Genomic DNA, 19,424 nt, shown 5'->3' on the forward strand with positions numbered 1-19,424 from the left:
CGTGACGTCGAAATCCGCGCAGCCCGCGGCAACAAGCTCACCGCCAAAAGCTGGCTGACTGAAGCCCCGCTGCGCATGCTGATGAACAACCTCGACCCGGAAGTGGCAGAGAACCCCAAGGAGCTGGTGGTTTATGGCGGCATCGGCCGCGCTGCACGCAACTGGGAGTGCTACGACAAGATCGTCGAGAGCCTCACCAACCTGAACGACGACGAAACCCTGCTGGTGCAGTCGGGCAAGCCGGTCGGCGTGTTCAAGACCCACAGCAACGCCCCGCGCGTGCTGATCGCCAACTCCAACCTGGTGCCGCACTGGGCCAACTGGGAACACTTCAACGAACTGGATGCCAAGGGCCTGGCCATGTACGGCCAGATGACCGCCGGCAGCTGGATCTACATCGGCAGCCAGGGCATCGTCCAGGGCACCTACGAAACCTTCGTCGAAGCCGGTCGCCAGCACTACAACGGCAGCCTCAAGGGCAAGTGGGTACTGACCGCAGGCCTGGGCGGCATGGGCGGTGCCCAGCCACTGGCCGCGACCCTGGCCGGTGCCTGCTCGCTGAACATCGAATGCCAGCAGAGCCGCATCGACTTCCGCCTGAGCAGCCGCTATGTCGACGAGCAAGCCAAGGACCTGGACGACGCCCTGGCCCGTATCGCCAAGTACACCGCCGAAGGCAAGGCCATCTCCATCGCCCTGCTGGGCAACGCCGCCGAAATCCTGCCGGAACTGGTCAAGCGTGGCGTGCGTCCCGACATGGTCACCGACCAGACCAGCGCCCACGACCCACTGAACGGCTACCTGCCAGCCGGCTGGACCTGGGAACAGTACCGCGACCGCGCCCAGACCGACCCGGCTGCCGTGGTCAAGGCTGCCAAGCAATCGATGGCCGTACACGTCCAGGCCATGCTCGATTTCCAGAAGCAGGGCATCCCGACCTTCGACTATGGCAACAACATTCGCCAGATGGCCAAGGAAGAAGGCGTCAGCAATGCCTTTGACTTCCCGGGTTTCGTACCGGCCTACATCCGTCCGCTGTTCTGCCGCGGTATCGGTCCGTTCCGCTGGGCGGCACTGTCGGGCAACGCTGAAGACATCTACAAGACCGACGCCAAGGTCAAGGAACTGATCGCCGACGACGCCCACCTGCACAACTGGCTGGACATGGCGCGCGAGCGCATCAGCTTCCAGGGACTGCCGGCACGTATCTGCTGGGTTGGCCTGGGCCTGCGCGCCAAACTGGGCCTGGCCTTCAACGAAATGGTCCGCAGCGGCGAGCTGTCGGCGCCGATCGTCATCGGCCGCGACCACCTGGACTCGGGCTCGGTGTCCAGCCCCAACCGCGAGACCGAGTCGATGCAGGATGGCTCCGACGCCGTCTCCGACTGGCCACTGCTCAACGCCCTGCTCAATACCGCCAGCGGCGCGACCTGGGTTTCGCTGCACCACGGTGGCGGCGTCGGCATGGGCTTCTCCCAGCACTCGGGCATGGTGATCGTCTGCGACGGTACCGATGAAGCGGCCGAGCGTATCGCTCGCGTACTGCACAACGACCCGGCCACCGGCGTCATGCGTCACGCCGATGCCGGCTACCAGATCGCCATCGACTGCGCCAAGGAACAAGGCCTCAACCTGCCAATGATCGGCAAGGCTTGACCCCTAACCATCGAGGAGCCTGCACCATGACCAGCAGCCCGTTTACCCAACAACTCAAAGGCGTTCGCGTACTGGACCTGAGCCGGGTCCTGGCCGGGCCGCATTGCACCGCAATGCTCGCCGACCTGGGCGCCGACGTCATCAAGTTCGAGGTACCCGAGCACGGTGACGACAGCCGCCACCTGGGCCCGTTCAAAGAGGGTGAGAGTGTCTATTTCGGCTTGATCAATCGCGGCAAGCGCAGTGTCGAGATCGACTTCAAGGACACTGCCGAGCGTGCCCGCCTGTATGAACTGGTCCGCGAAGCGGACGTGGTCGTCGAGAACTTCCGCCCAGGTGTCACTCAACGCCTGGGTATCGATTTCGACACACTCAAACAACACAATCCGCGGCTGATCTACGCAAGCATTTCCGGCTTCGGCCAGCACGGTCCGCTGTCACGCAATCCGGCCTATGACATCGTCGCCCAGGCGATGTCCGGGCTGATGAGTGTCACCGGATTTGCCCAGACCGGCCCGACCCGCAGTGGCGAATCCATTGGCGACCTGTGCGCCGGCGTCTATGCAGCGTGGGCGATCAGTTCGGCGTTGTTCGCCCGCGAGCGGCATGCACCCGGAGCGCAGTACATCGACGTCGCCATGTTCGATGTGCTGTTCAGCCTGCAAATGACTGGCCTGTCGGGCTTGTTCGCCACTGGCGTGACGCCGGGGCTGGTAGGTAACCGACATCCGATTTCGACACCGTTCGATACCTATCGCGCAGCCGATGGCCTGGTGGTGATCGCGGTCGCGAGCGACAAACTGTTCCAGCGCTTGTGTGAATGCATGAGCAAGCCCGCACTGGCCCGCGACCCACGCTTTGCCGAAGACCCGCAACGCACCTTGAACGAGCCTGCGCTACGCGCAGAAATCGAAGACTGGACCCGCGCGCTCACCGTCGAGCAGGCCTGCGACCTGCTGCTCGATGCGGGTGTGCCCTCATCCCCTGTCTGGACCCTCGCCCAGGCCGCCGAAAGCGAACAGGCCAACGTTCGCCAACTATTGATTCGACCCGAGGGCAGCGCACTGCCACTGGTGCCGCAACCGGTTTTCTTCAATGGCCATAAACCCCACGCCACCACCCTTGCCCCTCGTCTGGGTGCGGACAACCAGGCATTCGGACTGCGCAAACAGGAGCTTTCCCATGAACTTTGAACTCGACCAGGTTGAACTCGCCATTGTCGAAACGGCGGAAAAACTTGCCCGCGAAGTCATCCAGCCACGTGCCCAGCATTACGATGAAAGCGAAACGTTCTGCGCCGAAAGCCTGCAAGCATTGGCCGAATTGGGCGGCATGGGTATCAACCTGCCGGAAGCGTACGGTGGCCTGGGCATTGGCAGCCTGGCCATGAGCCGCGTAGTGGAGGCGGTGGCAGGCGCTTGCGCCTCGACCGCGTCGGCCTTGACCGCACACTTCCTGGCGACCGACTCGATTCTGATTGGTGGTACTGAGGCGCAGAAACAGGAATGGCTGCCGCGTGCTGCCAGCGGCGAACTGCTCGGCGCCTTTGCCCTGACGGAGCCGGCAGCCGGCTCCAACCCGGCTGACATGCGTTGCAGGGCACAGCGCGAAGACGGCGGCTGGCGTGTACGCGGCAGCAAGCACTACATCACCAATGCCCGCGAAGCAGGTTTTATCGTGCTCTATGCCAAGACCGATGCCGATGCCGGGCACAAGGGCATCAGCGCCTTCCTCATTCCACAGGGCACCGCCGGCATCAGTTTTTCCAGCCCGGAAAAAACCATGGGCTTGCGCGGCAGCACCATCTACGAACTGTCCCTGGACTGCTGGTTGCCCCAGTCAGCGTTGCTCGGTAACGAAGGCGCTGGCTTCAGCACTGCCATGGAGGTACTCGACCGTGGTCGTGTCGAGGTTGCAGCCATGTCGCTCGGCATCGCCAATGCCGCCCTGCAAGCAAGCCTGAGCTGGGTTCGCGAGCGCCAGATCGGGCCCAAGCCGCTGGCTGCCTACCAAGGCACGCAATGGCGCCTTGCCGATATGTACGCCCACCTGGAAAGCGCCCGCATGCTCACCTGGAAGGCTGCGGCCCGACGCGACAGTGGTGAGCGATTCAGCCTGGACTCGGCCACCGCCAAGCTGGTTGCCGCCGAATGCGCAGGCTTTGTTACCGACGCGGCCCTGCAGTTGCATGGCGGCTATGGCTACATTCGCGACCTGCCGCTGGAGCGCTATGTGCGTGACGCGCGAATCCTGCGGATTTTCGAAGGCACCTCGGAAGTGCAGAAAATCATCATCTCGCGCAGCTTGCTCGACGCCTACCGCTGATCCAGTGAAAACCGGGGCCTGTTCTTCAGGCCCCCTCCTTAGTGTTTCAACCACGAGACGGCGCTCGTATCGAACGACGCCTGAGAGGAACCGCCATGTCCGCCTCCAAAGAAAGTGCGCAGCGCAAGACGTATATAGAACGGCGTTCCATCGACTACATCCCCGAATCAGAGCGACATGGACGACTGCTCAGCCAGTTCACCTTGTGGTTCGGCGCCAACCTGCAAGTGACCGCCATCGTCACCGGCGCCCTGGCGGTTGTTTTGGGTGGGGATGTGTTCTGGTCACTGATCGGCCTGCTTATCGGGCAACTGCTGGGCGGCGCGATCATGGCGCTGCACGCAGCGCAAGGCCCGCAACTGGGCTTGCCACAGATGATTTCCAGCCGCGTGCAGTTTGGTGTTTTTGGTGCGGTGATCCCCATCGTTCTGGTGTGCATGATGTATGTGGGGTTTTCCGCCAGTGGCTCGGTGCTGGCAGGCCAAGCGATCGGCCAGTTGATCAATGTCAGTGACGCTAGTGGCATCCTCATTTTTGCGGCACTGATTGTCGTGCTCACCGTGTTGGGCTACCGGACCATCCATTGGATCGGCCGGCTGTCGAGCGTCATTGGTGTAGTTGCGTTCTTCTATCTGTTCTATCGCTTGCTGTCTGCTCATGACATCGGTGAACTGCTGGACAACCGGCACTTTTCCTTGAGCAGCTTTTTGCTGGCAATCTCACTTTCGGCCTCCTGGCAGATCGCCTTCGGCCCTTACGTAGCGGACTATTCACGTTATCTGCCAAGAAACACTTCAGCCTTGAAAACCTTTCTGGCCGTGGGCCTGGGCTCGGTCATCGGCACGCAGATTTCAATGGTCTTCGGTGTATTTGTCGCGGCCCTCGCCGGCGATCAGTTTGCGGGCCATGAGGTGGCTTACATCGTCGGTATGGGTGCCAGTGGCGCAGTCGCTTCGCTACTTTTTTTCAGCATCGTATTCGGCAAGGTGACCATCACCACGCTCAACGCTTATGGCAGCTTCATGTCATTGGCGACGATCGTCAGCGGCTTTCGCGGGCACCAGGAAATCTCCCGAAGCCTGCGCCTGGTCTACATCATGTTCATGGTCGGCCTGGCCACCGCGCTGGCACTGCTAGGACGGCATTCGTTCCTGCATGATTTTTCAGCCTTCATCCTGTTCCTGCTAGCTTTCTTCACCCCCTGGAGCGCCATCAACCTGGTCGATTTCTACCTGGTGACCAAAGAGCGCTACGACATTCCCGCACTTTCTGATCCAGATGGACGATACGGCCGCTGGAACATTCCCGGTATCGTCATCTACGCCTTGGGCGTGGTGATCCAGCTGCCCTTCATTGCGACCAGCTTCTACACCGGGCCACTGGTCGAGGTGCTGGGTGGAACCGACATCTCGTGGCTGATCGGGCTGACCGTGCCAGCCCTTGTCTACTACCTGGTGGCCCGTAACTCGGTGCAACGGATTCCCGCACAGCTGATTCTTCCTGATTGACGGAGCCCTTCATGCTTGCAGCCATCACGACTACTCCCAGCGCCCGAGACCGACTGATTGACGCTGCCCTGGAGCTCTTTGCAACTCACGGCTTCCAGGCCATCGGCCTGCGTGACCTGGCCGCGCACGTAGGGCTGCAGGCGGGCTCTTTGTACCATCACATCGAAAACAAACAGTGCCTGCTGTTCGAGCTGATCGAGTCCGCCCTGGCAGACCTGCTCGCCGATACCAAACGTCGGATCAAAGGCGCCAGCACGACAGGCGAACGGGTACGTCGCTTCGTTCAGGCATTCGTCGCCTTCAGCCTGAATGAGCAGCACAAGCTGGTGCTGATCACCCGGGAATTGGTCAATCTCGATGAAGAAAACAAGCAACAGGCGAACACGCTCAAAGCAGCTTATTGCGCACAGCTCCAGCTCATCATCAGCGATGAACTTCAGAACAGTGCCCACCCTCAAGCAGAAATCACGCTGCTCACTCATGCCGTGATCGGGATGCTGTACGGTCAGGCACAGTGGAGTGACGAACAGCTAAACGAGCAGCAGCTCACAGATGTCCTCACACGCTGCGCCCTGCGCATGATCTCCAGCGACAAGCGTGTGTGAGGCAATAAAAAAGGCCGGTGCATCACTGCACCGGCCTTTCCACAACAACTGCCCCGAAGCCTTACCAGCCGCCAGGCAACCAGCCAAACGCACTGGCAATCGCATACATCATGCTGCACAGGTACAGGATCACCACCAGCACCTGGATCAGCGGATGGGCAATCCAGCCACACTGCCAGGCAGGGACGATGTCGCCGTTCTTGCGGGCCGAGCGCAGCATCAGGATCGGCATGATCGACAGGATCACGCCGCTGAACACGCCGGCAAAATACAGCGCGTTAACAAAGCCGACCATGCCGCTGTAGGCCAGGATGAACGGCGGAACGCAGACGATCGCCAGTACCAGCAGGCGGTTCTTGGGGTTGCTTTCCGATCCCAGGCTCTTGAACTTGTCGAAGATGTTGGTCAGGAAGCTGCCGCCCAGGCCCCAGTACGAGGTCATCATGGCGCACAGGGCGAAGGTGTTGGCGGTGTAGAACGCCCACTGTCCCAGGGCCTGGCCCCAGGCCAGGGTGGCGACTTCGGTCTGGTTTTCCAGGCCGTTGAGTGCAATCACCGACATCGGCACGATGGCCAGCAGGATGAAGGTGATGACCATGCCGGTGATCACCGCAATCGGCAGGCGCTTGGGCGCATGGCTGAAGCCGCGGGCCATTTCCGGTACGACGTACTGCGCCGAGAAGCAGAATACGGCGATGTTGAACACTGGGATCATGTAGATCCAGCTACCGTCGAACAGGTTGCCGAAGTCGGTTTTTTCGTTGATCAGGGTCGCAATCACCAACACCAGGGTCATCGAGACCATGCCGATACTGATGAACTTCTCGCCCTTGCCGATGGCCTTCAGGCCCAGGTACAGCACGAAGGCTGCAGGCAGGAAGAACAGCAGGCTGCCGATGGCCGGGCTGATGCCAAAGAACTCGCTGAGGATCTTGCCGCTGCCGCTCATGTACGCGGTGAGGGCGCCAATGCTGTTGACCGCTACCGACAGGAAGATCGCCCAGGCTCCGAACGAGCCGACATAGCGCTGCGCCAGGCCACTCAGTTGGTGGTGGCTGCGAGTACGCAGGGTCGTTTCCGAGACATAGAGCATCGAGATGGTGGTGAAGACACCGGCCACGGCCAGCCACAGCAGCAATGGCATGTAGCCGGCCAGGCGGCTGGCATAGGCCATCGACAATACGCCGGCACCGATGTTGGTACCCACGATCATTGCCACCGCCTCGACGAACGTCAGGCGTTTGACCTCAAGGCCCGAAGATTCAACCACGGACGGGTCAGCACCGCCCACGGCGGTGTTGGGGGTTGCACTCATGATCACACTCACTACGTATTTGTATTTATTACCGGATGCACCTGAAGCGATGCGTCACAGGCCCAATGGGCGCTGTGCCATGGATTTCTCGAGCGGCGGGCAAAATATCACACAAGGTGTTTGAAATAACACCCAGACAAGGCGAAAGAGTGTGATTCGGAAATTTCTGAAAAATTCTTGAAAAGCAGAGGGTTAGTGAATTTCGAGGAAGCAGATCGGGGTCAAGCCCGACTAATGTCGGGCTGACTCAAGGGGAAGGTTGATCAGAATTCCAGGCAGATCTTGCCGAAGTGCTGGTTGCTTTCCTGGTAGCGGAACGCCTCGACGATCTCTTCCAGGGCGAACGACTTGTCGATGACCGGACGCATGCCATTGGCGTCGATGGCACGCACCATCGCCTGCTGTTGCTCCCGGCTGCCGACCAGCACACCCTGCAGGCGAATCTGGCGTACCAGTGCTTGGATCAGCGGCAACTGCCCTGCTACACCGGTGAGAATGCCGATCAGCGAGATGTGGCCACCGATGGCCGCCGCGATCATCGACTGCTCCAACGTGGCCGGGCCGCCCACTTCGATCACATGGTCGACACCGCGGTTGTTGGTCAGCTTGCGCACGGTTTCGCCCCAGGTTGGGGTCTTGCGGTAGTTGATCAGGTGATCGGCGCCCAGGGCCTTGAGGCGTTCGAGTTTTTCGTCGCTGGACGAGGTGGCAATCACCGTGGCACCGGCCAGCTTGGCGAACTGCAGGGCGAAAATCGAAACACCACCGGTGCCCTGTACCAGCACGGTGTCACCAGGCTTGAGCGAGCCGTCTGCCATCAATGTGCGCCAGGCCGTGAGGCCGGCAGTGGTCAGGGTGGCGGCCTCGGCATGGCTGTAGCCTTTGGGCGCATGGGTGAATGAGGTGGCGCGGGCCGTCACCTGCTCGCGGGCATAACCGTCGATGCCGTCACCGGGCACCGTGGCGAAGCCCTCCACCTGCGGGTGGCCGCCCTGCCAATCGGGGAAGAAGGTGCTGACCACCGCATCGCCTACCGCAAACTCGCTGACCCCTTCACCGACCGCTGTCACCACGCCCGCGCCATCGGCCATGGGAATGCGCGGCTCGGCGGGGCCCCACATGCCGCTGACCACGGCAAAGTCGTGATAGTTGAGCGAGTTGGCATGCAGGCGCACGGTAATCTCGCCAGCCTTGGGTGCGGCTGCCTCGCTGGTACCGACCTGAACCTTGTCGTAACCGCCGCCCGCCTGGACGTAAATGGCCTTGCTGGTCATGGGTAGCTCCTGAGTGATCGGGTAAATAGCTGTTCAGTCTTTGCCCGCGTTTTACCCAGGTCAAGCGCCCCCTCTTGCGAAACATCCTGACAAACTACAATAATGCGAGTAATTATCAATTACTCGCATGGGTTGTGCCGTTCATGCCTGCTCCCGATCACGCTGCCCTGCATACGCTCTACAGCGAACACAACGGTTGGTTGAAGAACTGGCTGCGTGCCCGCCTGGGTAATGCCAGCGATGCCGCGGACCTCGCCCAGGACACCTTCATCCGGGTGATGACCGCACGCAATGTTCACGCCATTCGCGAACCGCGCAGTTACCTGGGCGCCATCGCCCATGCGCTGATGGTCGACAAGTTCCGCCGCAAGGCGCTTGAGCAGGCCTACCTTGCCGAACTGGCCAGCCGCCCCGAGCGGCTGGCCGACTCCCCGGAAACCCGCTTGCTGATCCTCGAAACCCTGGTGGCCGTCGATACCCTGCTCGATGGCCTGGGCGAACGTACCCGGCAAATCTTTCTGGCCGTTCAGTTGGAGGGCCTGAACTATGTCGCCACCGCCGAGCGCATGGGCGTATCGGTCACCACGGTGAAGAAACACCTGATCCGTGCCATGACCCACTGCCTGCTGCTGACGGACGACTGAATGGCCCAGCCCCTGGATTACCGCACCCTGGAAGCCGCCGCAACCTGGTACGTGCAACTCAATGCCAAACAACCCAGCGAAGCGCAGCTCAACGCCTGGCAAGACTGGCTAGGCAAGAACCAGGCCCACGCCCAGGCCTGGGCCCGGGTAGAGAAGCTGCAACGACAGCTGGGCAACCTGCCTGCCGACGTTGCCTTGCCGACCCTGGCCGGGGTTCGTGCGCGTCGGCGCGCCGTGCTCAAGACCCTGGCCATGCTCATGGCCGTCGGTGCCACCGGCTGGGCCGTGCGTGAAAGTACCCCGGGCCAGGCAATGATGGCCGAGCTGCGTACCGGCAAGGGTGAGCGTCGGCACATCAGCCTCAGCGACGGCAGCCTGCTTGAACTCAACACTGACAGCGCCGTGGATATCCACTTTGACGACGAGTATCGCCAGGTGCGCCTGTACCGTGGCGAAATCATGGTGCAGACCGCCAGCGATCCTGCCGCCCGCCCCTTCGAGGTGCAGACCGCCGAAGGCCGCGTGCGCGCCTTGGGTACGCGCTTCAGCGTGCGCAGCGATGCTGGCCAGAGCCAGGTCAGCGTGCTGCAACACGCCGTGGAAATCCGCCCTGTGGAAAACCCGCTGCTGATGCTGCGCCTGGAGGCCGGTCAGTCCGCCAACTTCGACAAACAACGCATCGGCCCTGCCCGCTCCGCCGCGCCCGGTACCGGAGCCTGGACCCAGGGCATGCTGACGGTGATCGAATGGCGCCTGGCCGACTTCGTCAGCGAACTGAACCGCTACCGCCCTGGGGTGCTGCGCTGCGCGAGCGAGGTTGCCGACCTGCGCCTGTCGGGTGCCTTTCGCATCGACGACACCGACACCATTCTGGAAAACCTCAGCGCCTCGCTGCCCGTCAAAGTGCGCTACCTGACCCGCTACTGGACCCGCATCGAACCTGCCTGAACAATTTTCACCAAAGGGGTTGCCGATTTTCATTCTCATTCGGCTACGCAGGTAAAGCAGCATTTTCAAGCTGCCCCTCTGCCCAGCCAATCGAAGGAAAACCTGCATGACCCGCACTTGCCCACGGGCGCCCCGCCCTCTGGTTCGCGCCGTTCACCTGGCGCTGTTTGGTCTGACCCTGACCCCGCTGCCGATGCTGGCGATGCTGCCGGCCCAGGCGCAGGCGCAAAGCGCCAGTACCGCATTCCAGATTGCGCCGGGCCCGCTGGGTACCACCCTGAGCCTGTTCGCCACCCGCGCCAACATTACCCTGTCGTTCGACGCCCGCCAGACCCAGGGCCGCCAGTCGGCCGGGCTGCAAGGCAACTATTCGGTGGAAGAAGGACTGGCGCGCCTGCTGCAGGGCAGCGGCTTGCAGGCCCAGCGCCAGAGCAACGGCGGTTATGTACTGGTCCCTGTGAACAGCAGCGGTGCGCTGGAGCTGGGGGCGACCAGTATCAACGGCCAAGTGCTGGGTGAAACCACCGAGAACACCGGCTCCTACACCACGGCAGCGACCCGCACGGCAACCAAACTGCCGCTGTCGATCCGTGAAACACCGCAGTCGATCACCGTGGTCACCCGCCAGTTGATGGACGACAAGGGTGCCCAGAGCATCTCCGACGTACTGCGCAGCACCCCGGGTGTCTCCGGGCAGACCTATGACAGCGACCGGGTCGACTTTTCCAGCCGCGGCCAGGTGATCACCAACTACCAGTACGACGGCGTGAATACCATTTATGACGGCGTGTACGGCGAAGGCACCGCCCATGTCGACATGGCCATCTATGACCGGGTCGAAGTGCTCAAGGGCGCGACCGGCCTGATGACCGGCTCTGGCGACCCCTCCGCCACGGTCAACCTCATCCGCAAGAAACCCACCGCCCAGTTCCAGGCCTCGCTTGCCGGCAGCGCCGGCAGCTGGGACAACTACCGCGGCGAGGGTGATGTGTCCGGCCCGCTCAATGACAGCGGCACCGTGCGTGGCCGCTTTGTCGGCGCGCAGCAAGACAAGCAGGGTTACCAGGACCACTACCAGCAGAAAAAAGAGGTGTACTACGGCATCCTCGAAGCCGACATCACCCCCGATACCCTGCTCACCGTCGGTATCGACCAGCAGACCACCACCCCGCGCGGCTCCTCCTGGACCGGCAACCCGGTGTACTACACCGACGGCGGCCGCACCGACTTCTCGCGCTCGTTCAACCCGGGTGCCGACTGGAGTCGCCGCGACTTCCAGAACCGTACCTACTTCGCCTCCCTGGAGCAGGCGCTGGTCAACGATTGGTCGCTCAAGCTCAGCGTCAACCAACTGCAGAGCGATCACGACACCCGCCTGGCCTCGGCCAGTGGCGGCAGCCCGGACCGCGACGGCAACGGCATGTTTTTCTTCTGGGGGCGCTGGGAAGGCCATCGGGTGCAGAACAGCGCCGACCTGAACCTCTCCGGCCCCTTCAGCCTGTTCGGTCGCCAGCATGACCTGGTGGTTGGTTTCAGCACCTCCCACTCACGCCAGACCGGCAGCACCTGGGACACCAGCGAATTCGCCATGGTGCCGGGCAGCATCTTCGACTGGAAAGGCGATATCGGCGTGCCCGACTTCCCGAAGAACGGCAAGTACGAGCAGCAGAAGAGCCAGAACGGCGCCTACATCGCCACCCGCCTGCGTCCGACCGATGAGCTCTCGTTGATCCTCGGCACCCGGGTCAGCACCTTCAAGTACCACGACGACTACAACTACGACGGCCTCAACCCGATCTTCCAGGACAACTCGGCCAGCTACAAACAACATGGCGTGGTCACCCCCTACGCCGGCGCCGTGTATGACCTCGACGACACCTACTCGGTGTATGCCAGCTACACCTCGATCTACCAGCCACAGACCAACAAGGACAGCAACGGTTCGACCCTGGACCCGGTCGAAGGCGACAGCTACGAAGCCGGCTTGAAAGCGGCGTACTTCGACGGCCGGCTCAACGCCAGCCTGGCGGTCTTCCGCATCGAGCAGGACAACGTTGCCGAGTCGATCGGCTCCAATCCGTTCACCAACGAAGGCATCTACAAGGCAACCGACGGTGCGACGACCAAAGGCGTGGAACTGGAGCTCGCCGGTGAACTGATGGAGGGCTGGAACCTGTCGGCCGGCTACACCTATGCCCGCACCCGCGACGCCGACGAGCAGCGCATCTATGGCTTCCCGATGAGCACCAGCAAGCCTGAGCATCTGGTGCGGATGTTCACCACCTATCGCCTGCCGGGGGTGATGGACAAGGTAACCGTCGGTGGCGGGGTAAACTGGCAGAGCGCGTTCTACGGCAAGATCTACAGCGGTGCGGTGAACGACTACACCTACATCAAGCAAGGCGGCTACACCCTGGTCGACCTGATGACTCGCTACCAGTACGACGAGCACCTGAGCTTCACGCTCAACGCCAACAACGTGTTCGACAAGCGCTACCTGAGCGGGCTGGGCAACTTCGACACCACCTACTACGGTGAAGCCCGCAACGTGATGCTCACCACGCGCTGGGATTTCTGATGCATTTCGCGGGGCAAGTCCGCCCCCACCAGGCGACGACACAATTGCCCGGTGGGAGCGGGCTTGCCCCGCGATTGAATCGCATCAGCCGCGCAGCAACCCCTGCAAGGCCCGGCAATCCGCCGCGTGCCAGTCAGTCAACTCCGGCCAGGGATTGTCCGGCAGGTTGACCAGGATGGTCCTGGCGCCCGCCGCTCGACCGCAATCGAGGTCGAAGCGGTAGTCGCCCACCATGACCATCTCGGTCGGCGGCACATCCCAGGCCTGGGCCAATTTCAGCAAGCCACCCGGATGCGGCTTGGGCGGTGCTTCATCGCGTCCCAGCACGTACTGCTCGGCAAAGCAGTCGGCCAGGCCGATGGCCTCGAGCGTCACGTGGGCCAGCTCGCGGGCGTTGCGGGTCAGGATGCCCAGCTGGCAACCGCGCCCAGCCAGCTCACGCACAAGCTCCACAGCGCCCGCAGCGGCCTGCGAACCGATCGCCAGGTCGCGCTCATGCTCCAGCAACCAGGCGTGCTTGGCCGCAGCCTCTGCTGCAGGCAAGGCGGCCAGGTGGGTGAGGATATCGTTGGCAGGTGGAATCTCCAGCGCCTCGCGAATGGCGGCAAAATCATGCACCGCCACGGTCAAGGTGCCATCCATGTCGAAGACCCAATGACGGATATCGTTCAGGCTCATGCCCAGTCCTTGCGATGACGGATCAGGCCTTCCTGGCACGACGACGCCACCAGTTGCCCGGCCTGGTTGTAGATATTGCCGCGGGAAAAGCCACGGGCGTTTCCAGCCCAGGGGCTGTCCATCGCGTACAGCAGCCACTCGTCTGCGCGCAGGTTGCCGTGGAACCACAGCGCGTGATCGAGGCTGGCGATCTGCATGTCCTTCTGCCACACCGATTTGCTGTGGGGCAGCAGCGAGGTGGTCAGCAGGCCGAAGTCCGAGGCATAGGCCAGCATGTATTTGTGCAATGCAGGTATGTCCGGCAAGGTGCCGTCGGCACGGAACCAGATGTACTTCACCGGATCACCCGGCTTGGGGTCGAACGGGTCTTCTTCAGTGACCGGGCGCATCTCGATCGGCTTGGCACAGAGCATCTTGTCGCGGATCGACTCGGGCAGGCGGTCGGCGATGCGCTGGAACAGCTCCACTTCCGACGGCAGGTTTTCCGGGCCGACCACGGTCGGCATCTGCGTCTGGTGATCGAAGCCCTCTTCGTCGTACTGGAACGACGCACTGCAGGTAAAAATCGGCTGGCCCTTCTGGATCGCCGTCACGCGCCGGGTGCTGAAGCTGCCGCCATCGCGCACGCGGTCAACCGAGTAGACCACCGGCATCGCCGCATCGCCCGGACGCAGGAAGTAGCCGTGCAGCGAATGCACATGACGCGCCTCTTCGACTGTCTGGCTGGCAGCGGACAACGACTGGCCCAGCACCTGGCCACCGTACAGCTGGCGAAAGCCCAGGTCCTGACTACGTCCGCGGAACAGGTTTTCCTCGATGGCTTCCAGACTCAGCAGGTCGACCAGATCGTCCAACACGTGGCTCATTCACAATTCTCCAAAGCTATGCGCAACTGCGACAAATGATACAGGGTTTGTCATTACCCACCCGTATGTTGTGCGATTCAGCCGCGCAGCGTTTGCTGCCATTGGGCCCGGTTGATGCGATACAGCACATGCGGGCGCAGGGGATGGAACTCGGGCAGTTTCGGGTGCAGGAAACTGCCGCCCAGGTCCTGCTGCATGCCGATGGCCTGCATCACCTTCTGTGACGGCAGGTTGCTCTCGGTGGTGAACGACACCACTTGCTCGAGGCCCAGTTGGGCAAAGGCACAACGCAGGCTGGTCCAGGCCGCCTCACTGGCAAAACCCAGGCCCCAATGACGACGCGCCAGGCGCCAGCCGATTTCCACGGCAGGCGTGAAGTCGGCCTGGAAGTTGACGTTGAGCAAACCGGTCATGCCGATGAAGGCACCCGTGTCCTTGCGTTCCAGGGCCCAGAGGCCGTAACCGTATTCATTGAAGTGACCACGAACGCGGCCGATCAGGGCGGCGCTTTCAAGGCGTGTCAGCGGGGCGGGGAAATAGCGCATTACCTGCAGGTCGGCGCACATGGCGGAGAACTCGGCAAGGTCGTCATCCTGCCATTGGCGCAGCACCAGGCGTGCGCTTTCCAGTTCGAGTATCGGGGTCATGCTCGGCTCGCTCCGTATCCACAGCCTGCAGTTTACAGCGTAGGTCCAATCACGGTCGCTAGCGCCATGCCAGCATCACGACGCCTACCGTTACCAGGCTGATCCCCGCCCACTGGCGCAGGTCGAGCCGTTCGCCGAGCAGGGTGACCCCGAGCACGGCGACCAGCACCACGCTGAGTTTATCCACAGGGGCAACTTGCGACGCCTGGCCCAGTTGCAAGGCGCGGAAGTAGCAAATCCAGGAAGCCCCCGTGGCAAGCCCCGACAGCACGAGGAACAGGTAGCCGCGCGGCGAGATCGAGCTCAACGACTGGTACTGGCCGGTGGCGTAGAGAATCAGCGCCAGGCTGATCAGCACCACCACGGTACGCAGCAAGGTGGCGAAGTCGGCGTTGATGCCAGTGATGCCCACCTTGGCAAAGATGGCTGTCAGTGCCGCAAACACGGCCGACAACACAGCCCAGAACGTCCAGGAAGCCAGCATCTTGAGTCCGCCTGTGGAAAAGTCGTTGGTCTGCTTACAAAGTAGCGCAAGGGCACCGGCTGCTGGCAAGATCGGCACCTGACCTGCTCAAGTACCTGCCATGCCCCTGCCGCTGATCTACCACGACGACTACAGCCCGGACTTTCCAGCCGACCACCGCTTTCCGATGGACAAGTTCCGCCTGCTGCGCGACCACCTTATCGACAGCGGCCTGACCACCGATCAAGCGTTGCTGCGCCCGGACATCTGCCCCAACGACATCCTCGCCCTGGCCCATGACCGCGACTATATCGAGCGCTACATGCACGGCGAACTGTCGCGCGAAGACCAGCGCCGCCTGGGCCTGCCCTGGAGTGAAGCCCTGGCCCGGCGTACCGTGCGGGCCGTCGGTGGTTCGTTGCTGGCGGCCGAGCAGGCCCTGGAGCAGGGCATCGCCTGTCACCTGGCCGGTGGCACCCACCACGCCCACTACGACCACCCGGCAGGCTTTTGCATCTTCAACGACCTGGCCGTGATCAGCCACTACCTGCTCGAAGCCGGACGCGTACACAAGGTGCTGATCTTCGACTGCGATGTGCATCAGGGCGACGGCACCGCGCGCATCCTTCACGACACCCCGGATGCCATTACCGTGTCACTGCACTGCGAGCAGAATTTCCCGGCGCGCAAGGCCCAGAGCGACTGGGACATCCCTTTGCCCCGGGGTATGGGCGACCACGCCTACCTGAAAGTGGTCGAAGACGCCCTGAACTACCTGCTGCCGCTGTACCGCCCGGACCTTGTGCTCTACGACGCCGGCGTCGATGTACACAAGGACGATGCCCTGGGCTACCTGCAACTGACCGATGAAGGTGTCGCCGCCCGCGACGAGCACGTACTGCGCCAGTGCCTGGGCCGGGACATTCCGGTGGTCGGGGTGATCGGCGGTGGGTATAGCAAGGACCGCCAGGCCCTGGCCCGACGCCACGGCATCCTTCACCACAGCGCCAACCGAGTGCTGGGTTACTCACAATGACTGTGGAACCGCCTGTGGATAACCTGAGCGAAAGCCGCCCGAGCCCTTTAACCGCCTGGGCTTGAGTAGGCTGTACGTTTTTTGATCAGTGTTTCCTGGCGATGGGCTGGGGTAGAATGCCGGCTCTTTTTCCCAGCCTGCAGCCGACCATGACCGACACCCGCTCCGCCGACCGCCCACACGTTGCCATTATCGGAGGCGGGCCTGCCGGGCTGATGGCCGCCGAAGTGCTCAGCCAGGCCGGGGTTGCAGTGGATCTGTACGACGCCATGCCGTCGGTTGGACGAAAGTTCCTGCTGGCCGGGGTCGGCGGCATGAACATCACCCATTCCGAACCCTACCCTGCCTTCGTAGCGCGCTATGCCGAGCGCGCCGATTCCATCGCTGAACTGCTGGAAGGCTTCGATGCCAACGTTTTGCGTCAGTGGATTCATGACCTCGGCATCGAGACCTTTGTCGGCAGCTCCGGCCGGGTATTTCCTCGCGACATGAAAGCGGCGCCCCTGCTGCGTGCCTGGCTCAAGCGCCTGCGCGACGCCGGAGTAGTTATCCACACCCGTCACCGTTGGCTTGGCTGGAACGCCGAAGGGGCCTTGCGGATCGGTTATCCACAGGGCGAGTTGACCCGGAGCCCCGCAGCCACGGTGCTGGCCCTGGGTGGCGGCAGCTGGGCACGACTTGGCTCCGACGCTGCCTGGTTGCCGTGGCTTGTGGATAAAGGCGTGCAGGTTGCGCCACTGCAGGCCGCCAACAGTGGATTCGAGGTGCAGGCCTGGAGTGATCTGCTGAAAAGCAAATTCGCCGGGGCCCCGCTGAAGAACATTGCCCTGAGCCTGGCCGGGCAAACGCCACGCCTGGGTGAATGCATCGTTACCGCCCAAGGCCTGGAAGGCAGCCTGGTGTATGCCTGGTCGGCGAAGATCCGCGAGGCCATCAATGCTGGCGGTAGCGCCACAGTACTGCTCGACCTGCTGCCCAACCGCGCTGTGGATAACATTCAGAAGGCCCTGGAAAAGCCCCGGGGCTCACGCTCGATGGCCAAGCACCTGCACAGCCAGCTCGGCCTGGATGGCGTCAAAGCGGCGTTGCTGCGTGAGCTGACCGATGCCTCGACCTTTGCCGACCCGCACTTGCTGGCTCGGGCGATCAAGGCGCTGCCGATCGTGCTGGTGCGCCCTCGCCCGCTGGATGAGGCCATCAGCACCGCGGGTGGGGTTGTGTTCGAGGCGATGGACAAGCGTTTGATGCTCACGCAAGTGCCGGGTGTGTTCTGCGCAGGCGAGATGCTCGATTGGGAAGCGCCGACTGGCGGGTACCTGCTGACGGCTTGTTTTGCCAGTGGGCGTAAAGCGGGGCTTGGGGTGCTGGAATGGATCGCCTCGCAGGGCACACAACTGTCTTCGTAGCCGCTGCCGCCAGGCTGCGATCGATTGCATCGCAGTCACCTTTGAAATTCTACGACCGCTTCGCGGCCGATCGTAGCCTGGCAGCAGCGGCTACGACCCTCCGTGAATAATCTTACGGCTTACGCTTGCGCGGCCCGGTGTTAAAAGTCGGCACCTTGCGTACCGGCTTGGCCGCAGGCGTTGCCGCCGGCGCATCGCCGCTGTCCATCCAGCGGCCCAGGCTGCGCTTGCTGCTGCTTTCCTTGGGCTTTTTCGGTTTCTTCGGTTTCTTCAGCACCTGGCCGCTGGCATCGGTCATCGGCACCTTGTGATCAGGGATGAAATCCGGCTCTTCATGACGCGGCAAGGTCTTGCGGGTCAGGGTCTCGATTGCCGAAAGTAACTGCACTTCATCGGCGCACACCAGCGATATTGCCTCACCCGTGTTACCGGCGCGACCCGTACGGCCGATGCGGTGGATGTAGTCTTCAGCCACGATCGGCAGATCGAAGTTGACCACCAAGGGCAGGTCGTCGATATCCAGGCCGCGGGCTGCCACATCGGTAGCCACCAGGATCTGGATCTCACGGGCCTTGAAGCTGTCCAGCGCACGCTGGCGGGTAGCCTGGGGCTTGTCACCATGAATGCCATCGGCATTGACACCCTGGCCACGCAGGCGCTCGACCAGTTGATCGACGCCGTTACGGGTCTTGGCGAACACCAGCACCTGCTTCCAGCGCTGCTTGCGCAGCAGGTGGCTGAACAGCTCCGGCTTGCGCTTCTTGTCCACCGGTACGATCCACTGCTTGACGGTGCTGGCGGTAACGTTGCGCGGGCTGACTTCGATGCTCAGCGGATCGTTGAGCGTCTGCCCGGCCAGTTGGCGAATTTCGTCGGAGAAGGTCGCCGAGAACAGCAAGGTCTGGCGACGAACCGGCAGTGCGGCATACACCGCGCGCAGTTCTTCGGCAAAGCCCAGGTCGAGCATGCGGTCGGCTTCGTCGAGCACCAGGGCCTGCAGCTGGTTGAACTTCACGGCGTTCTGGCGGAACAGGTCGAGCAGGCGGCCCGGGGTGGCCACCAGCAGGTCGATACCCTTGCGCAGTTTCATCATCTGCGGGTTGATGCTGACCCCGCCATACACGGCGTAGGTGGTCAGTGGCAGGTGCTCGGCGTATTCGCGGATGTTGCTGTGGACCTGCTCGGCCAGCTCGCGGGTTGGCACCAGCACCAGGGCACGCACCGAGTTGCTGGCGACCTTGGCGCCTTCCAGGGTCAGGCGCTGCAGCAACGGCAAGGCGAAACCTGCGGTCTTGCCGGTGCCGGTCTGGGCGGCGGCCATCAGGTCGCGGCCGGCCAATACGGCAGGAATGGCCTGGGCCTGGACCGGCGTCGGGGTGTTGTAGTCCAGGCGCTCGAGCGCGCGCAGCAAGGGTTCAATCAGGCCGAGTTTGGCGAATGTCATAGCGGTACCGTCAGGGGAGTTCAGCAATGGC

17 protein-coding genes are annotated in these 19,424 nt (G+C 62.6%); 10 read left to right on the forward strand and 7 right to left on the reverse strand.

From position 1 onward, the window contains the following. The 5 genes from hutU to H621_RS0115840 form a co-directional block, all read left to right on the forward strand. A partial coding sequence (gene hutU, locus H621_RS0115820) for a urocanate hydratase (protein ID WP_028944349.1) occupies positions 1-1,656 on the forward strand: 1,656 nt, incomplete at its 5' end. Between the two features lie 26 nt (positions 1,657-1,682). Beyond that, positions 1,683-2,849, forward strand: coding sequence for a CaiB/BaiF CoA transferase family protein (locus H621_RS0115825; RefSeq protein WP_028944350.1), 1,167 nt, complete (start codon positions 1,683-1,685; stop codon positions 2,847-2,849). Beyond that, the gene (locus H621_RS0115830; RefSeq protein WP_028944351.1) at positions 2,839-3,981 is read left to right on the forward strand and encodes an acyl-CoA dehydrogenase family protein; all 1,143 of its coding nucleotides are present in this window, start codon (positions 2,839-2,841) and stop codon (positions 3,979-3,981) included. Before H621_RS0115825 ends, H621_RS0115830 begins: the two co-directional genes overlap by 11 nt. A gap of 95 nt (positions 3,982-4,076) precedes the next feature. After that, a complete protein-coding gene (locus tag H621_RS0115835; RefSeq protein WP_028944352.1) occupies positions 4,077-5,489 on the forward strand; it encodes a purine-cytosine permease family protein in 1,413 nt (470 codons plus the stop codon). 11 nt (positions 5,490-5,500) lie between these two features. Continuing rightward, positions 5,501-6,094: a TetR/AcrR family transcriptional regulator gene (locus tag H621_RS0115840; protein ID WP_028944353.1), complete on the forward strand. Its 594-nt coding sequence runs from the start codon at positions 5,501-5,503 to the stop codon at positions 6,092-6,094. A 61-nt stretch (positions 6,095-6,155) separates the two neighbouring features. Here the strand turns inward: H621_RS0115840 and H621_RS0115845 are convergent, their stop codons facing one another. Beyond that, the gene (locus H621_RS0115845; protein WP_051270555.1) at positions 6,156-7,409 is read right to left on the reverse strand and encodes an aromatic amino acid transport family protein; all 1,254 of its coding nucleotides are present in this window, start codon (positions 7,407-7,409) and stop codon (positions 6,156-6,158) included. A gap of 263 nt (positions 7,410-7,672) precedes the next feature. Further along, the gene (locus H621_RS0115850; RefSeq protein ID WP_028944355.1) at positions 7,673-8,683 is read right to left on the reverse strand and encodes a zinc-dependent alcohol dehydrogenase family protein; all 1,011 of its coding nucleotides are present in this window, start codon (positions 8,681-8,683) and stop codon (positions 7,673-7,675) included. Between the two features lie 143 nt (positions 8,684-8,826). Between H621_RS0115850 and H621_RS0115855 the strand changes: the two genes are divergently transcribed. From H621_RS0115855 to H621_RS0115865, 3 genes are all read left to right on the forward strand, one after another. Then, positions 8,827-9,327, forward strand: a complete 501-nt coding sequence (locus H621_RS0115855; protein ID WP_028944356.1) for a sigma-70 family RNA polymerase sigma factor — start codon at positions 8,827-8,829, stop codon at positions 9,325-9,327. Further along, entirely contained in the window at positions 9,328-10,275 is a 948-nt protein-coding gene (locus tag H621_RS0115860) for a FecR domain-containing protein (protein ID WP_028944357.1), read from the forward strand. It begins immediately after the preceding gene. A 106-nt stretch (positions 10,276-10,381) separates the two neighbouring features. Then, complete coding sequence (locus H621_RS0115865; RefSeq protein ID WP_084167968.1) at positions 10,382-12,853, forward strand: TonB-dependent siderophore receptor; 2,472 nt, start codon at positions 10,382-10,384, stop codon at positions 12,851-12,853. 84 nt (positions 12,854-12,937) lie between these two features. On the opposite strand, the gene H621_RS0115870 is transcribed toward H621_RS0115865, so the two are convergent. From H621_RS0115870 to H621_RS0115885, 4 genes are all read right to left on the reverse strand, one after another. Further along, positions 12,938-13,531, reverse strand: a complete 594-nt coding sequence (locus H621_RS0115870) for an HAD family hydrolase (protein ID WP_028944359.1) — start codon at positions 13,529-13,531, stop codon at positions 12,938-12,940. Continuing rightward, positions 13,528-14,397, reverse strand: coding sequence for an acyl-CoA thioesterase II (tesB, locus tag H621_RS0115875; protein WP_028944360.1), 870 nt, complete (start codon positions 14,395-14,397; stop codon positions 13,528-13,530). The genes H621_RS0115870 and tesB overlap by 4 nt, the downstream gene beginning before the upstream one ends. A gap of 77 nt (positions 14,398-14,474) precedes the next feature. Further along, complete coding sequence (locus H621_RS0115880; RefSeq protein WP_028944361.1) at positions 14,475-15,044, reverse strand: GNAT family N-acetyltransferase; 570 nt, start codon at positions 15,042-15,044, stop codon at positions 14,475-14,477. A gap of 58 nt (positions 15,045-15,102) precedes the next feature. Beyond that, positions 15,103-15,528, reverse strand: a complete 426-nt coding sequence (locus H621_RS0115885; protein ID WP_028944362.1) for an EamA family transporter — start codon at positions 15,526-15,528, stop codon at positions 15,103-15,105. Positions 15,529-15,628: 100 nt separating this feature from the next. Between H621_RS0115885 and H621_RS0115890 the strand changes: the two genes are divergently transcribed. Together H621_RS0115890 and H621_RS0115895 are read left to right on the forward strand one after the other, a co-directional pair. After that, the gene (locus H621_RS0115890; protein WP_028944363.1) at positions 15,629-16,543 is read left to right on the forward strand and encodes a histone deacetylase family protein; all 915 of its coding nucleotides are present in this window, start codon (positions 15,629-15,631) and stop codon (positions 16,541-16,543) included. 149 nt (positions 16,544-16,692) lie between these two features. Continuing rightward, the gene (locus tag H621_RS0115895; RefSeq protein ID WP_036989926.1) at positions 16,693-17,949 is read left to right on the forward strand and encodes a TIGR03862 family flavoprotein; all 1,257 of its coding nucleotides are present in this window, start codon (positions 16,693-16,695) and stop codon (positions 17,947-17,949) included. 112 nt (positions 17,950-18,061) lie between these two features. Here the strand turns inward: H621_RS0115895 and rhlE1 are convergent, their stop codons facing one another. Next, on the reverse strand, positions 18,062-19,393 hold the full coding sequence (gene rhlE1, locus H621_RS0115900) for an RNA helicase RhlE1 (RefSeq protein ID WP_028944365.1): 1,332 nt from the start codon (positions 19,391-19,393) through the stop codon (positions 18,062-18,064). Positions 19,394-19,424 lie beyond the last annotated feature (31 nt).

The organism is Pseudomonas vranovensis DSM 16006 (assembly GCF_000425805.1).
GTDB classification, from domain to species: domain Bacteria; phylum Pseudomonadota; class Gammaproteobacteria; order Pseudomonadales; family Pseudomonadaceae; genus Aquipseudomonas; species Aquipseudomonas vranovensis.

What these genes read in the sequence shown, in the direction of transcription:
- H621_RS0115825 (WP_028944350.1), top strand. Translation starts at nt 1,683, where the DNA reads ATGACCAGCAGCCCGTTTACCCAACAACTCAAAGGCGTTCGCGTACTG.
- H621_RS0115830 (WP_028944351.1), top strand. Translation starts at nt 2,839, where the DNA reads ATGAACTTTGAACTCGACCAGGTTGAACTCGCCATTGTCGAAACGGCG.
- H621_RS0115835 (WP_028944352.1), top strand. Translation starts at nt 4,077, where the DNA reads ATGTCCGCCTCCAAAGAAAGTGCGCAGCGCAAGACGTATATAGAACGG.
- H621_RS0115840 (WP_028944353.1), top strand. Translation starts at nt 5,501, where the DNA reads ATGCTTGCAGCCATCACGACTACTCCCAGCGCCCGAGACCGACTGATT.
- H621_RS0115845 (WP_051270555.1), bottom strand. Translation starts at nt 7,409, where the DNA reads ATGAGTGCAACCCCCAACACCGCCGTGGGCGGTGCTGACCCGTCCGTG.
- H621_RS0115850 (WP_028944355.1), bottom strand. Translation starts at nt 8,683, where the DNA reads ATGACCAGCAAGGCCATTTACGTCCAGGCGGGCGGCGGTTACGACAAG.
- H621_RS0115855 (WP_028944356.1), top strand. Translation starts at nt 8,827, where the DNA reads ATGCCTGCTCCCGATCACGCTGCCCTGCATACGCTCTACAGCGAACAC.
- H621_RS0115860 (WP_028944357.1), top strand. Translation starts at nt 9,328, where the DNA reads ATGGCCCAGCCCCTGGATTACCGCACCCTGGAAGCCGCCGCAACCTGG.
- H621_RS0115865 (WP_084167968.1), top strand. Translation starts at nt 10,382, where the DNA reads ATGACCCGCACTTGCCCACGGGCGCCCCGCCCTCTGGTTCGCGCCGTT.
- H621_RS0115870 (WP_028944359.1), bottom strand. Translation starts at nt 13,531, where the DNA reads ATGAGCCTGAACGATATCCGTCATTGGGTCTTCGACATGGATGGCACC.
- tesB (WP_028944360.1), bottom strand. Translation starts at nt 14,397, where the DNA reads ATGAGCCACGTGTTGGACGATCTGGTCGACCTGCTGAGTCTGGAAGCC.
- H621_RS0115880 (WP_028944361.1), bottom strand. Translation starts at nt 15,044, where the DNA reads ATGACCCCGATACTCGAACTGGAAAGCGCACGCCTGGTGCTGCGCCAA.
- H621_RS0115885 (WP_028944362.1), bottom strand. Translation starts at nt 15,528, where the DNA reads ATGCTGGCTTCCTGGACGTTCTGGGCTGTGTTGTCGGCCGTGTTTGCG.
- H621_RS0115890 (WP_028944363.1), top strand. Translation starts at nt 15,629, where the DNA reads ATGCCCCTGCCGCTGATCTACCACGACGACTACAGCCCGGACTTTCCA.
- H621_RS0115895 (WP_036989926.1), top strand. Translation starts at nt 16,693, where the DNA reads ATGACCGACACCCGCTCCGCCGACCGCCCACACGTTGCCATTATCGGA.
- rhlE1 (WP_028944365.1), bottom strand. Translation starts at nt 19,393, where the DNA reads ATGACATTCGCCAAACTCGGCCTGATTGAACCCTTGCTGCGCGCGCTC.